The 13,683-nt window shown below is 40.3% G+C and carries 13 protein-coding genes and 1 pseudogene; 8 read left to right on the top strand and 6 right to left on the bottom strand.

Going from position 1 to position 13,683, the window contains the following annotated elements:
- Window positions 1-41: 41 nt before the first annotated feature.
- From FBB35_RS19505 to FBB35_RS19515, 3 genes are all read right to left on the bottom strand, one after another.
- Window positions 42-2,288 carry an ATP-dependent RecD-like DNA helicase gene (locus FBB35_RS19505; protein ID WP_174711004.1) on the bottom strand — a complete coding sequence of 749 codons (2,247 nt, stop codon included), beginning with the start codon at window positions 2,286-2,288 and terminating at the stop codon, window positions 42-44.
- Window positions 2,289-2,469: 181 nt separating this feature from the next.
- Entirely contained in the window at window positions 2,470-3,588 is a 1,119-nt protein-coding gene (locus tag FBB35_RS19510; protein ID WP_174711005.1) for a ParB N-terminal domain-containing protein, read from the bottom strand.
- 2 nt (window positions 3,589-3,590) lie between these two features.
- Window positions 3,591-4,382, bottom strand: coding sequence for a ParA family protein (locus FBB35_RS19515; RefSeq protein ID WP_114086238.1), 792 nt, complete (start codon window positions 4,380-4,382; stop codon window positions 3,591-3,593).
- Between the two features lie 287 nt (window positions 4,383-4,669).
- Here FBB35_RS19515 and FBB35_RS19520 point away from each other — a divergent pair, with 287 nt between their 5' ends.
- From FBB35_RS19520 to FBB35_RS19545, 6 genes are all read left to right on the top strand, one after another.
- A complete protein-coding gene (locus FBB35_RS19520; RefSeq protein ID WP_254625627.1) occupies window positions 4,670-4,972 on the top strand; it encodes a hypothetical protein in 303 nt (100 codons plus the stop codon).
- A 124-nt stretch (window positions 4,973-5,096) separates the two neighbouring features.
- Window positions 5,097-5,615 carry a hypothetical protein gene (locus tag FBB35_RS19525; protein WP_174711006.1) on the top strand — a complete coding sequence of 173 codons (519 nt, stop codon included), beginning with the start codon at window positions 5,097-5,099 and terminating at the stop codon, window positions 5,613-5,615.
- Window positions 5,616-6,189: 574 nt separating this feature from the next.
- Window positions 6,190-7,149, top strand: a complete 960-nt coding sequence (locus FBB35_RS19530) for a ParM/StbA family protein (protein ID WP_174711007.1) — start codon at window positions 6,190-6,192, stop codon at window positions 7,147-7,149.
- A gap of 10 nt (window positions 7,150-7,159) precedes the next feature.
- The gene (locus tag FBB35_RS19535) at window positions 7,160-7,450 is read left to right on the top strand and encodes a hypothetical protein (protein WP_174711008.1); all 291 of its coding nucleotides are present in this window, start codon (window positions 7,160-7,162) and stop codon (window positions 7,448-7,450) included.
- Window positions 7,451-8,018: 568 nt separating this feature from the next.
- The gene (locus tag FBB35_RS19540) at window positions 8,019-9,323 is read left to right on the top strand and encodes an MFS transporter (RefSeq protein ID WP_174711009.1); all 1,305 of its coding nucleotides are present in this window, start codon (window positions 8,019-8,021) and stop codon (window positions 9,321-9,323) included.
- A gap of 553 nt (window positions 9,324-9,876) precedes the next feature.
- Window positions 9,877-10,338: a carboxylesterase gene (locus tag FBB35_RS19545; RefSeq protein WP_174711010.1), complete on the top strand. Its 462-nt coding sequence runs from the start codon at window positions 9,877-9,879 to the stop codon at window positions 10,336-10,338.
- Between the two features lie 21 nt (window positions 10,339-10,359).
- On the opposite strand, the pseudogene FBB35_RS19550 reads toward FBB35_RS19545, so the two are convergent.
- Window positions 10,360-11,697, bottom strand: a pseudogene (locus tag FBB35_RS19550) (IS701 family transposase).
- Window positions 11,698-11,924: 227 nt separating this feature from the next.
- On the opposite strand from FBB35_RS19550, the gene FBB35_RS19555 reads away from it, so the two are divergent.
- Complete coding sequence (locus FBB35_RS19555; protein WP_174711011.1) at window positions 11,925-12,353, top strand: hypothetical protein; 429 nt, start codon at window positions 11,925-11,927, stop codon at window positions 12,351-12,353.
- Here FBB35_RS19555 and FBB35_RS19560 read toward each other — a convergent pair.
- Complete coding sequence (locus tag FBB35_RS19560) at window positions 12,350-12,757, bottom strand: hypothetical protein (protein WP_174711012.1); 408 nt, start codon at window positions 12,755-12,757, stop codon at window positions 12,350-12,352. The genes FBB35_RS19555 and FBB35_RS19560 overlap by 4 nt on opposite strands.
- A 182-nt stretch (window positions 12,758-12,939) precedes the next feature.
- Window positions 12,940-13,215, bottom strand: coding sequence for an HU family DNA-binding protein (locus FBB35_RS19565; protein ID WP_174711013.1), 276 nt, complete (start codon window positions 13,213-13,215; stop codon window positions 12,940-12,942).
- A 180-nt stretch (window positions 13,216-13,395) separates the two neighbouring features.
- Between FBB35_RS19565 and FBB35_RS35825 the strand changes: the two genes are divergently transcribed.
- Window positions 13,396-13,668: a hypothetical protein gene (locus tag FBB35_RS35825; RefSeq protein WP_368041780.1), complete on the top strand. Its 273-nt coding sequence runs from the start codon at window positions 13,396-13,398 to the stop codon at window positions 13,666-13,668.
- Window positions 13,669-13,683 lie beyond the last annotated feature (15 nt).

A 13,683-nucleotide genomic window follows, 5' to 3' on the forward strand; every position in this document is an offset into this window, starting at 1 on the left:
TTAAAAGTATAAATCAAATAATTCAATAAACTTTTTTATTTTTAACAATTCAGTCCTGCCTGAAGTAACCTCTGCTTCAACCTTGTGTAACGCTGTTGGTCTTCAGTAGAGCGCACCGCCAGAGATATCGCTTTTTTCGCTCCAACAATGATCGCTAACTTCTTGGCACGGGTCAGCCCGGTGTAAAACAGGTTTCGGGTCAACATCATATAGTGCTGCATATAGATTGGCAGAACTATCACCGGATATTCTGAGCCTTGGCTTTTATGAATCGAAATGCTCCAGGCAAGGGCAATTTCATTCAGGTCAGCGTAATCGTAAACCACAGTCCGCTCACCATACAGTATTGTAACTTCCTGCTCGACAGTATCAATGGCTTGGATTATTCCCAAGTCACCGTTGAAGACTTCGCGGTTGTAGTCGTTAGTCAACTGGATAATGCGATCGCCCTCGCGTAACAAATTCCCACCTCTGTTAATCTCCACCTTGTCGGGGGCAGGTGGATTAATCAACTGCTGCAACACGGTATTAAGATTGCGAGTACCCACAACTCCCCGTGTCATCGGGCAAAGCACTTGGACATCAGTGGCAGGATTAAAACCTAAGCGTGGAATCAAATCGGTAATCAACTCGCAAATTGCCTGTACACCATGTTCGGGCTGATGTCCGCCGCCGTGCCAAATACAGTCAGACACAGGATTGTCCGAAATCGGTTCAATCGTGGGATAAATTCCTCGATTAATTTGGTGAGCAGCAGTGACAATGGCACTTGTTTGAGCTTGGCGGAATACCTGGGTCAAGCGCACCACGGGCACACGACCAGAATTGATCAAGTCAGCCAGTATTTGACCTGGCCCTACAGACGGTAACTGGTCAATATCACCCACCAACAACAGTAAAGCGCCAGCTAGTACTGCTTTAACTAAGGAGTAAGCCAGAAACAAATCAAGCATCGAAGCTTCGTCAGCGATAATTGCCGTGTGTGGCAAAGGATCTTCGCTATCGCGCTTGAAACCCCTTGAGCGGGGGTCAAATTCTAACAAGCGATGTATGGTTTTGGCTTCTAGCCCAGTCATTTCACCTAAGCGTTGAGCAGCCCGTCCAGTGGGTGCAGCTAGAGCAATAGATTTACCCATTGCTTTCCACAGGCTGACAATGGTGTGAGTTGTGAAGGTCTTTCCAACGCCAGGGCCACCAGTCAAAATCATGATTTTGGAATAGGCTGCTGTTTCTACAGCTTGGCGTTGCTGTTCTGAAAGCTGAATTTTACGGCTAGCAGTAAAGCGCTCAATCCAATCACGCACACGCTCAATGTCAGTACCAACAGAATTTTCCAAGCGTTGGCGTATCAGTTGAGCTAAATTCTGTTCCGTATGAAAGTAAGTCGGCTTATAGCAAAGTAGCCTTTTTTCTTCATCCCGTTCTCTAATCAGCTCGTCTGTTAGAGCCATATCTTTGATGATTTGTGCAATTGCTTCTTCTGTGGGCTGATGAGATTCGGTTGTCAGCAGTTTGATTACCGACTCAATCAGTTCGCTTTGTGGCAGGTAACAGTGACCATCTTCGGCGGCAACACTTAGACAGTGGACAATCCCCGCACGATAACGAAATTCTGAGTCCGGTGCAATTCCTATATTTCTCGCAATCTTGTCAGCAGTCAGAAAACCGATCCCATAGATATCGGCTGCTAGCTGGTAGGGGTTTTTGGTAACAGTGGCGATCGCCTCATCCTTATATTGCTTGTAAATCTTCACAGCATAAGTGGTAGAAACGCCATGCCCCTGGAGAAACACCATCACTTCTTTGATAGCTTTCTGAGTTTCCCAGGCGTTTTTGATAAGAGTGATCCGCTTTTTGGCAATACCCTGGACTTCAATCAGTCGTTCAATCTGGTCTTCGATGATGTCGAGGGTTTCTAGCCCAAAGTGGGCAACAATCCGTCTTGCTGTGACTGGCCCAACACCTTTAATCAGCCCACTACCAAGGTATTTCTCAATCCCAGTGAGAGTGGCTGGTTTGGTTTCTTTGTAGTTGACTACTTGGAACTGTGGCCCAAATTGGGGATGGTCATGCCAGAAACCAGTTAGTTGTAAGGTCTGCCCTGGCTGGATATTAGCAAAGCTGCCAACAATTGTTGTCAGTTCGTTGCTACGGGGACGGGTCAGCCTTGCCACAGTGTAACCCGATTCAGCAGAGTAAAAAGTTAGGCGTTCTACGACTCCGGTGATTGTTTCGTGTTGAGGAAAGGCGCTTACTTGTTGAGGGGAAAGATTAGGAGGAGTGGACATTGCTTATGATTCAGATGCCGCACAGCACATTATTGTATATAATACTGGAATTCAACAAAATATAGTACATAAATACTAAACTACACACCCAGTATTAGTGTCATCGAAAACTCACCCTAATTTCTCCGATTAACTTACTTCTATGAAACAATTTGTAAAAGTAAAAGTAAGAATATTGAATTTATTTACTTGTAGCAATAACTTTGTCAATTTCTTGTAATTTCTCCTGAAAAAGAGAGCGCATTTCGTGAAGTTGTTTACTACTAGCTTTTTTAAGCAAATCTCCAGAAATTCCATTAACTTTTTGAAATATTATTTTTACCTCTTTTAACTCTTGTTCATTTGACTTTAAATACTTGATCTTAATTTTTCTAACCAGTTCACGAGTTTCTGTTACTGTCAGATTTTTCTTCAAGACTTCATCTGTTGCTGCAATCCGTTCTGATGCTGCTTGATTTTCGGAGATGTCTAATGCCTTGGCAGATAGAGTTGCCAATGCTAAAGCATGAGCGCCTTTGAGTCCATGCTGCCTGATGACCTGTTTTAAATCTTCAGGCAGATAAAGCATCGGCATTAGATTAGCTTTCACAGAACTAGGATTTAACCCTAACTCTAGCAGCACTAGTAGTAGACTCTGTTCTTTGCCTGTAATTTCCAATAGTTCTAAGCCCTGTTGCTGTTCATCAACGCTAACAGCCATCAATTTTGCTAGCTCTTTACTATTTCCATTTCTCTCTATTCTTTTAATTACCGTTCCCAACATTGTGGAAACTTCATCCATTGACAAATTAGCGGACTTCATTACTTCTTTAAATACTGCCTCTGCTTTATCTAAAGGATTCAAGTCTTCAAAGCCAAGAAAAGTTAATAATGCAGATTGATCTAAGTCATTAGGCATTGCCACTATTACTGCACGAATAGTTGACCAGCCTAGTAATTTAGCTCCTTCAGTACGTAGCTGCCCATCTAACAGTATGTAACGACCATTACTCTGTCTGACTAAGATGACTGCTGAAATCTGCCCGTGTTTTTTGAGTAATCGTGCTTTTGCTTGTATTAATTCTGGTGTAATTGTCTGCCGAGGCTGATTAGGATTCGGGTCAATGAGATTTAAATCAACTTGTACTTCTCCTGATTGATTTTGAAGTTGTTCTCGGAGTTTTTGCAGTTCATTCTCTAATTCAGGAGATTGTGCGGTTCTGAGTCTTTCTATTTCTATTTGAAGTTCAGCAATTTTTTGTTCTTGCTCAGTTTTTTGAACTGCACTACTAAATTTACTAGCAATTTTAGGCAAAGCCACGATTATTTTTTCTCCTTAATTAAAGCAACTAAATCATCTGTAATTTGCTTAAAATCTTTACAAGCAGGATGTTTGGGACGGTATTTTTGTAAAGGTAGCCCGTGAGCGCTAGCATTTTTGAATTCATTGGAACTACGAACTTTGGGGTAAAGTTTCAATTGTAAATGTTCAGTGATTTCTGGTAATTGCTCTAGATATTGTCTGTGCATCGCTACGGTATCATCATACATACTTGGCACAAACCCTAAAATTGGTGGACGAGGTGATAACTGTAACTCATCACTGGTTGAAATGCACCATTCTACCAATTCTGCTGAACCAGAAATCGCTTTCATTTCTAATTGCACTGGAACTAATATGTGAGTTGAAGCGGCTAAAGCATTAACATTCAGCATTCCCAATGTGGCCGGACAATCCAAGATTACTAAGTTATGAGGTAATGGGTAGTTTTTTAAGCGATCGCTAAGTGTGTACTCTCCTCGTTTCCTAATTACTAATTCGTTGGCCATTTCAGCCATTAATGGATGTCCTTGGCAAACTTGAATTTTTGATTCTTCCCAAACCGAAATTAATTTCCAATCCCCCTTAAAATCTTTGGATAATGCTTTGACTAAAGTATTAGATACTTCAGCAGGTGGTATCCCACAAAACACATCTAAAGAGCGTTGTGGATCTAAGTCAAGTATTGCTACGGAAAAGCCACGCCGAACTATCTCGTATGCAAGATGTACACTGAGTGTAGTTTTACCTACACCGCCTGCGTTAGCTATCAGTGAGAGAACTATCTGCTTCATATCAGTTTTTTTGTCGGATTTTGAAATTCGACATTAAGCTTTTGAAAAATGTATATCATGCATTTGTATTTGTCACCTATTTCTGTAGTATTTTAAAATACGACACATTTTTTAAGGATTGAGAAATAAACAAAATTAAATTGAAATCAACCCAACGTCCATCTAAACCATCAAAACAGCAACAGCCCAAACCCACTACCTCATCTGTTAAATCTGATTTGACTTTAGTTGATGAATAACTAAAAACTCAGTAACAGCCTGACTATCCCCCTGTCGAGGAAAAACCCATGAAGCCGCCAAAAGTTGAGCCGCAGATGACTGGCAAGCGCAACAAGAAAAAAATAGATTTACCACCAGCAACCAAACCTCATATACCCTTCCAAGACCGATCCGAAGAACCAGAATTACCGCCAGAGCCCTGTCAGCACATGCAATTCCTGGATTGCAACTCAGAGGTAGGGCGTGTGATATTCGAGTGCTACCACTGCAAGCAAGGGATAATCAGCGAGTACACTGGAGATCCCGTAATGGGCGAGTACAAAGGACGACCAAAGAGTGATTTTCACAAAGGTAAAATGCCCCAACTGTGAGCAAACAGCGATTAGGCTGGAAGCAAGGGAAGTACTTTCTATTACGGCGATTCCTTCACCTTGGCAGCAATGATGGCACACTCCCTCTTCAAAAGTGATTAGTAAGAGATATTTACGATTAATAATGCAAAAGTTGAAAATTTTACCCTCAATAATAACTGCACTAACGGCACTGACATTAACTAGTTGCAGTACTACTACTGCTGAACAGTATGAAGCTACAGCACTCAACAGTTACACCTGGCAAGTAAAGTATGCGAATAACCTAACAAGTCAACCACAGCCACGTATTGAAATCTTTGCGAATACTTCAGTGTTGAATCGGAATGGATTGAAACCGGCAGGAGCAGTTATTGGCCCCGATGACAGAGGGTTATGGTGGCCTACTTTACCACCGCGACCAAGTGTTGATGAAGTTGAACAACGCAAAAGACCTCAAGAAGAGGCAGGCAAACCTGAATTGGTGAAAGATGTTCAGTACAAACTGATCTACGGAGTGGGTAATTTACAAAAGACACTACCTACTAATTATGATGTTTATCGGCAAGTAGTAAAAGCTTACCCCCAAAGAACTCCTTTGCAATTGACTTTGGGCGTGAATGATAATTCAGTCGAGAAAGCTGAACCTCTAAGCAAGTACTGACCCTGAGTTACGTATTCAGCAATAACTTAGAGATCAAGACTGAATTGCTTTTCAACAAAAGAGTAACAGTAAAGTATAAATCAAAGAGTCAACAATGATCTAATTTAATTTCTGCTACGTTGATAAAAAAGATTTCAAACATTCCTGTTGGGGGCTATATGGGGGCTATATATACCCCAACATTATCTCAGGGCTTTGGAGACATTTTGACCCCTATATAGGGTGTATATAGGTGCTAAGTGGGGTATATTTGGCTGTCTGACATTTTGTACCCCACTTAGCCCCCAAGGGGTTATGATAAACTCTTGAGTCTGGAGAAAAAACGCAGAGGAGCAGGGGAGCAGGGGAGCAAGAGAAAATTTTTGCATTAACAATTATTAGTTATCGGTGTAAGAAAAACTAATTATTCTGCTGAAGATCAGAGTTCTCCATTTTGAACAGTAAATAGTAAACACTAAGAACTGTTTTAATTCTCTCCTCCGCTCCCCTGCTCTCCTACTCTCTTTCTCCCATACTCTTGCAGATCACTTGAACAGATAACTTTCACAAATCAAAGCGTATTACCTTGGAGCCTATGTCAAATATTCACACCTTGCAAAAAATTTTTCCGGCGGGTTTCGATAACGGTTACGGAAGCCTAAAACTTTTAGTCGAAGGGTTTGAAGTCATCCGTGTGCCGAGCTATATTTCAACAGCCGAGATGGAAGATGTGCCCGGACGGGTAGTTTTTAACGGTAGTGCTTACACAGTCGGAGAATCAGCTTACCGGACAGGAAATTATTTTGACCGCAACACAGACAATAATGAAAATAAAGTCAATAATGCGTTGTTGACTTTATTGGGTACATTGGCACATCTACCACACCGTAAGGCTTGGCATTTAAAATTGGTCGTCAGCTTACATGATGTCGGTCTGGCTAACGAATTGCAAAAAGTACTCAATGGAGAATATCAGCCAATACTTGCTGGCAAGCAATCAGAAGTAAAAGTAGAAGTGCTGAAAGTGGTACTAGAGGGTATGGGTGCATTATTTGGGCATCAACTACCAAAAAAACTAACCATTTTAGACTTTGGCAATGGTACAACCCTATATTCTCGTTACAACCGGGGTCAACGAGAAGTTCATACTGCCTACCCCATAGGTGTAGAAGTTCTCATCGATGATATTTCCCAGAAGATGAAACATTTAAATGGCGGAAAAATTGGCGATGCTTCCAAGATTCGATTTTGTCTGGAAATGGGGCATACCCGATACAGCCGTGACATCGATATCAAAGACATATACAGTGCGTGTTTGAAAGACTGGTATGAAAAATACTTGAAGAAAGTGGTGAATTTGACGCTTGATGCCAAGCACCAGGGGGATGAAATCTGGGCGATTGGTGGAGGCTGCCTGTTACCAGGATTTAAGAAGCTTTTAGAGAAAAATGGGTTTAAAATCCTGGACAATCCAGTAGAAGCCAATGTCTTTGGGCTTTTAGAGATAGCAAAGACCATCAGTAGCAAGAATTCAACTACTACATCTCTTAAGTGAAGTTATAACAATGGCAGATAAACTTGACTTAGCACCGGAAAAAGTTCGCCTCAAAGATAATTACCGAGAGCGCATATTTGCAGAATCACAAAAACTAGATAAAAGTTATCTGGACACGCTTTACTTTATAGTTGATTGCTATTTTGTTTTCATTAAGGCTGGATTACCTGCACAACTTTTAGCTTCTCCACCGATTAATACTGAGTTGAACAAACTACCCTCAAGGTCTTCAACTCTATTTGTAGAGGAAGAAGAAGAGGATTCTGATGGTGAAACATTCAGCCTTGATTTTGATTTGTAACTATCAAAAGAAGTTTTTATCTGGGTATTCTCTTAATACTTTCTTTAGATTCCCACACCCCTCTTCAATAATTCTCGTTTTGTGCATTTTTAACTCGGAATCGGTTTTGGGGTAAAGGTTACTGGGTTTGGGTTAAAGGTTTTTTCTTTCCCTTTTCCCCAAAACCCGAGAAGTATTGCACCCATCTTTAGTCTGGGTAAATCCAAATTTACACTGAGAATAGCAGTCAGTAAAGCAATCAGGGCGTATGTGCAGAGTTTGAAGTACATCGATGCAAGGGGTGACAATCGTTGCTTAAAGCAATCCACGCCTTTACCATTGACTCAACAAAAGTACTACACTACGTGTTAATTTTGTAATTGCAGTAGTGGAAAAAAACTTGCTGTGATTGGGATATTTTTTCATTCATGTAACAAAGCCGCATCTGATACTGTAGTCTGTCTTTAAAAGTAGAGCAATCAATGTAGACGAAACCTTACCCTGCTTAAAGGCGTAAGCGCAACCCACCGCAGGAATGGCTTGACTTTGAAATAACAGCAACCGCAAGGAATAAAATTGGACAAGTGAGATGGCACCAGATGAAACGCTCAAGCGAAAGGTATTAAACAAGGTAACTCGGCGGCTGATTCCCTTGTTATTTGTGCTTTATATCATTGCTTATTTGGATCGGGTTAATGTCGGTTTTGCCGCCTTGCAAATGAATCACGATTTGGGCTTTAGTTCCACAATCTATGGTTTCGGCTCAGGGATTTTCTTCCTGGGCTACTTTTTGTTTGAAATTCCTAGCAACCTTATCCTAGAAAGAATTGGTGCTAGGGTTTGGATTGCCCGGATTGTCATAACTTGGGGCGTAATTGCCGCAAGTATGATGTTTGTTAAAAGCCCTTTGAGCTTTTACTTATTACGTTTTTTATTAGGAATTGCCGAAGCTGGCTTTTTTCCTGGGATTATTCTTTACCTCACTTATTGGTTCCCAACAATTCAACGCGCTAAAACCGTAGCGTTATTTATGACAGCAACTGCCATCGCTGGGGTTGTGGGAGCGCCCCTTTCTGGTCTGCTGCTGACTCTACATGGATTTATGGGATTAGCCGGTTGGCAGTGGTTATTTTTAGTAGAGGGTTTACCCGCCATCTTTATGGGTTTTGTGGTGCTGAGTTATCTCTGCGAACGTCCAGAGCAAGCTCAATGGTTGGAAGTAGAAGAGCGTTTATGGCTCCAGGAGAGATTACGGCTAGAAAACGAACACAAAACTTGGCACAAGAGTTACACTTTACTCCAATCTCTTGTCAATCCTAAAGTTTGGTTACTGAGCCTGATTTATTTCACACTAGTAATTGGTCTTTATGGTATTAGTTTTTGGCTGCCACAAATTATTAAAGGTTTTTCTGGATTAAGTGACCTATGGGTGGCATTTCTTTCAGTTATTCCGTATCTTGTAGGTGCGATTGGAATGGTTTTTGTTGGTAGCCACTCAGACCAGACTGGAGAACGCCGCGCTCATGTGGCTATCCCAGCTTTTATTGGCGCATTTGGTCTAGTTTTGAGTGCTTACTTTCATGAGCCTGTGACTGCGCTAGCGTCCCTTTCGTTGGCAGCACTGGGAATTTGGGGAGCTTTAGGACCATTTTGGGCTTTACCCACTGCTTTTTTAAGTGGTACTGCTGCTGCTGGCTCCTTAGCATTAATTAACTCTGTAGGCAATTTAGGAGGATTTGTTGCTCCCTACGTTATCGGCTTAATTAAAGATGCCACTAATAGTTTTACCGGAGGGCTGCTTTTAATGGCGGCAGCACTGTTAGTTGGTGGAATTCTCGCTCTGATAGTGCGTCATGACTCTTCTCTAGAAAGACTCGATACTATCTCTACATGATTTCGACGAAGCTAAAAAGCTACCGCAGGTAAAGCAGGCAAATCTTTAGGATTAATATCCAAAGAAGGTTTCTTCTCTTGGTAGGTGTAAGCGACCAGCCCAGCTAAAAGGTTAACTATAAAGTTAAGTACACTCCAATGCCTTGAATCAACAACAAGGATAAATTGCTAATGGCACTAAGAATATGTGTTTAAATCAAGAAATATCATAATTTAATTGCCCTTTTGTCAACCAGTTAAAATACTCAAAATAGTCTTATTGGAAATGATAATAGTGCGGAAGTGAGGAGATGAAAAGGGGTAAAATCTTGGTTTTAGTATAGAAGATTTTAATTACTCCAACATCATTTTTGGGTAAAGTGCGTAAATAAACAAGGCATTTTCTGCAATATTTATTTACAACCTGTCCCAATTTGCAGGCATCCCGGTAGCCACCCAATAATAAAAAATGTTTCTTACTTCTGACAAACTAAGCAGAATATGTCCTCTGCTAGATTTGAAGTAACTACTTAATCAATAAAATGAACTATATATGTGAACAAAATAAGTCATAAATGAAAGTTAGCATTCAAAATACAGTAGAAATTCTAGAGCAAGTTCACCAATTAGAGTCCACACCAGGTCTGAAAAATGAAGCCTGTCGCTCCAAATTTTTAATTCATCCTTACTTCACGTCAAAAGTTTTTTTGTTTTTGCATGGTTTTACAGCAGGACCCTACCAGTTTGAGCCGCTTGGTCAAGCCTTCTTTAACAAGGGACATAACGTTCTAATTCCTTTACAGCCCGGTCATGGACGCTCAGGAAACTGGAGTCGTAAAAATCCCCCACCACTCCCAACAGATATTCAGATATATCAACAATTTCTTCTCAAATGGTTGCAGATTGCAAAAACACTAGGTCAACAAGTTGTAATTGGTGGATTGTCAACAGGTGGAACTTTAGCTGCTTGGTTAGCTTTAGAGCATCCCCAGGAGATTGACAGCACTTTATCCCTCTTCTGTCACTCTCCGAGATAAGCAAGTAGTAAATAAGTGAAATCATCCAGAAGCAAAAAAGGGTTTAAATTGGTTCATGGCACAAATTAAATGATTAAATCCTAGCAATAAATGAGAATTTGGAAAAATATCTAACCAGGGATAAATCAGCCAAAATAGTAAAAGAGGTTGGACAATTAAACGAAGATTATTAAGAGTATTCTTCCATCCAGAATTATGATTCCATTGTTGATGATGAGAAAAATCTACACAATTAACATAACTAGTACCTATCACCTCAGTTTCAATTTGAAGAGATTGATTTAAGGCTAAAAAGGCTGGGGAATTTAGACTAATCATTGTGTAAACACAAAAAATAATTTCCCACCATCTCTCTATATGTTGAAAATTTGTCAAGCGATAATCTGTCCAGCCGAGTTCCTGTTTACATTGTCGAAACCCATATTCTACCCAGGTTCTTAATCCATATAAATCGCCTAAAGTTTTTTTGAGATTTCCTTGAAGATTCGTCATGACAAATGAAGTGGAATTATCCGGCATTGTTTCTGGATCAGTAGTTATTTCCCAGTAAGTTATGGCTCTTTTTTACCATAAATTATTTCTCGGATATATCTGATTTCGGATTTTTTATTACTAAATGTTCTCTCAAATTTGCACCACTTGTTGAGCTCTAACGCTCTGATTAGCTGGTAGCCAGACTCCGTGATTACTTCTAATTGCTACAACATAAGCTAATTCATATTCATTGAGCTTTTTGATGAATTTGCTACTTTCACCATATAAACTATCGGCTAATACTAATTCAATATTAAACCCCTCATTTATTAATTCTGTAATAATTTCTGACGCTAACTCTATTTTGGTTTTATATTTATCTCCTGATTTGAGCGTCCCTTTCGGTTTAAATACTTTGAAACTTAATGGAAATGTTACATTTTCATAAACTCCATAAGCATTGACTGATACTATTCCATTATCTATTTTTCCTACACTCCCTAGATATTGTCTTGCAACATAATCTGTCTTTTTACCTTTTTTCCTATCTCCAGTTTCATCTATTACTACGGTTATCGCCTGACTATTTAATGCTTTCTTTAATTTATCTAATCTTCGGCTCTTTAATTTATTTGCTGACCAATCTGAATAGGCTATGAAATGATGTAATGACTGTGCCGAGTTTATACTTACTACTTTGGCTATTTCTGGTAATGATTTTCTTTTTATTGGTGCAATTATCCCTAAATGTAAATATTTGAAGCATTCATAATTTCTTACTTCTTTGAACAGGTCTTTATACTCTGCACAATATTCATCTATGATCGCAACTGTTGGCTGGGCATCTCTTGCCAAATGTTTTAGGATTTGTAATTCTACATCCATTGCCCTGCTTACCTGAAGAGAGTTTTTTCTTTTAATCCTTTTATTCAGAATACTCGGAAAGTGACAGAAGAGGGTTATTATTCACCCCTTATTTAGCTAGCCGTTACTCACTATTAGATCAACTTATCAAAATCCTACCAATTTACTTTGAATGGTTTAACAAAGACGCATCTGGCAATTTTGGTTATAAAGGTTTTTGTCTCAAGGCATTACGGATATTTCTTCAGTTGGCAGGGGAAGTTTCAGAAAAGGCTCAAGGCTGTGTTTCCGCTCCTATTTTAATGGTCTGTAGTGAAGCAGATCGCGCTGTTAATCTTTCCAAACAACAAGATTTTTTCCGAAAGGTGGTTAAACAGCAACCGAAATCCTGGTATTACTGTTTCGATGATTCGCTTCACATTGAACACCGAATGATGACAAAATTGGAAGACAATGATTATGAGGAGCTGGTAATTACTCTTGCGAAAGCATTTGTTGAGAGTGATTTGATTTGGGTAGAGTTTGAGCAAATAGCAAAGCAGATAACCCAGGGACAAACCTATGACCAAATCATACTCAAACTCAATTTTGATGGACAAGTTTCTCAACAGCTAGCTGCAATGATGACTCAAGCTTTTGGCTGTGAGCATCTCACCTGCATCGATCCAGATTCCTAAACCCACGGTCTTCCTTGAAATGCCCAATTTGGCAGCAATTGAACGTACTCTGTAAAGCCATCGCCCTTTCTTACTTCCTTGCGCTTAATGCCTGCTGACTTAATTAGCATCACAATATTTTGGGGTAATGGGTCTATGACAGCATCAGTCGGCAGTGATTGGATAAAAGCTGTTACCTCTTCCTGGGTTTTGTATTTCCCCTCACTCCAAGCATCAGCAATTTGTTTCGCTACCCGGTCAGCATCATCTCGATTGGTATGGGCGGTAATACATTGAATATCATTACCTGTAAATGATATCCATGTCTGCCAAAGTCCCGTAACTGGATGTTGAACAATCCCTGTGGTCAGTTCATTGTCCTCAAGTACTGATTTTTTCTTTGGGCCACCGAATCCTTTAAACATGGCAATATTCAGTAAACGCTATCTTTTCAGAATGCCCAAAATAAATGCAGCGATCGCGCCGCGCTTTTTTTACATCTGCAATTCAACACTCACGTTCCCTCTAACGTTGCCTCACGCTGCCTTGAGAACAACGAACGCTAAAACTTTGCAGTGATTGGATTGCTAGTGGCAAAGCAATTCATCTATGGCGCTACTTTTTCTTTAAACTGCTTTCCAGCAGAAAATGCAGGTACTTTGGTCGCTGGGATAGTCATTGGCTCATTGGTTTTGGGATTACGCCCTTCACGTTCTGAGCGTTCGCGTCGCTCGAATGATCCAAACCCTACCAGCGTTATCTTCTCTCCATTCGCTACAGCTTCAATAACTACTGACAAAAAAGCACTAATGACTTCATCAGCTTGCTTTTTTGTGATGTTGGTCTTTGCTGCTACAGCATCCACTAATTCACCCTTGTTCATAAATTACCCTGAAGTATTGCAAATAAACGAAATCTAGCATTACTAGCTATTATTAGCAAATGGGGGGCTGTTTTAAGAAATACAGGGCTACTAACAGCAATTCGTCATAAACGGGGGGGCGTAGCGAATATAGCATTGCCACATAACGTTTGCGCCAATTTTTCGTCAAAGGTCAGTTTTATGTTTGAACAACAATCTGAAAATTTACAGCTTCATGTTAAGCAGTTAGCAAGCGTTGCACAACAAAAATCAGAGCCATCAGCGTGGTTTGAAGTTTTGTATGCCAAAGCTCAAGGTGATACAGCAAAAATTCCTTGGGCCAAGTTAGCTCCTCACCCTTATCTGCAAGATTGGCTGGCGAATCATCAACCGTTCGCTTCACAGCAAAAGGCGCTAGTTATTGGTTGTGGTTTGGGAGATGATGCTGAAGCTTTAGCTTTCTCTAGGATTTGAGGTAACTGCCTTTGA

Origin of the sequence: Nostoc sp. TCL240-02 (assembly GCF_013343235.1) — a bacterium.
Classification (GTDB): Bacteria; Cyanobacteriota; Cyanobacteriia; order Cyanobacteriales; family Nostocaceae; genus Nostoc.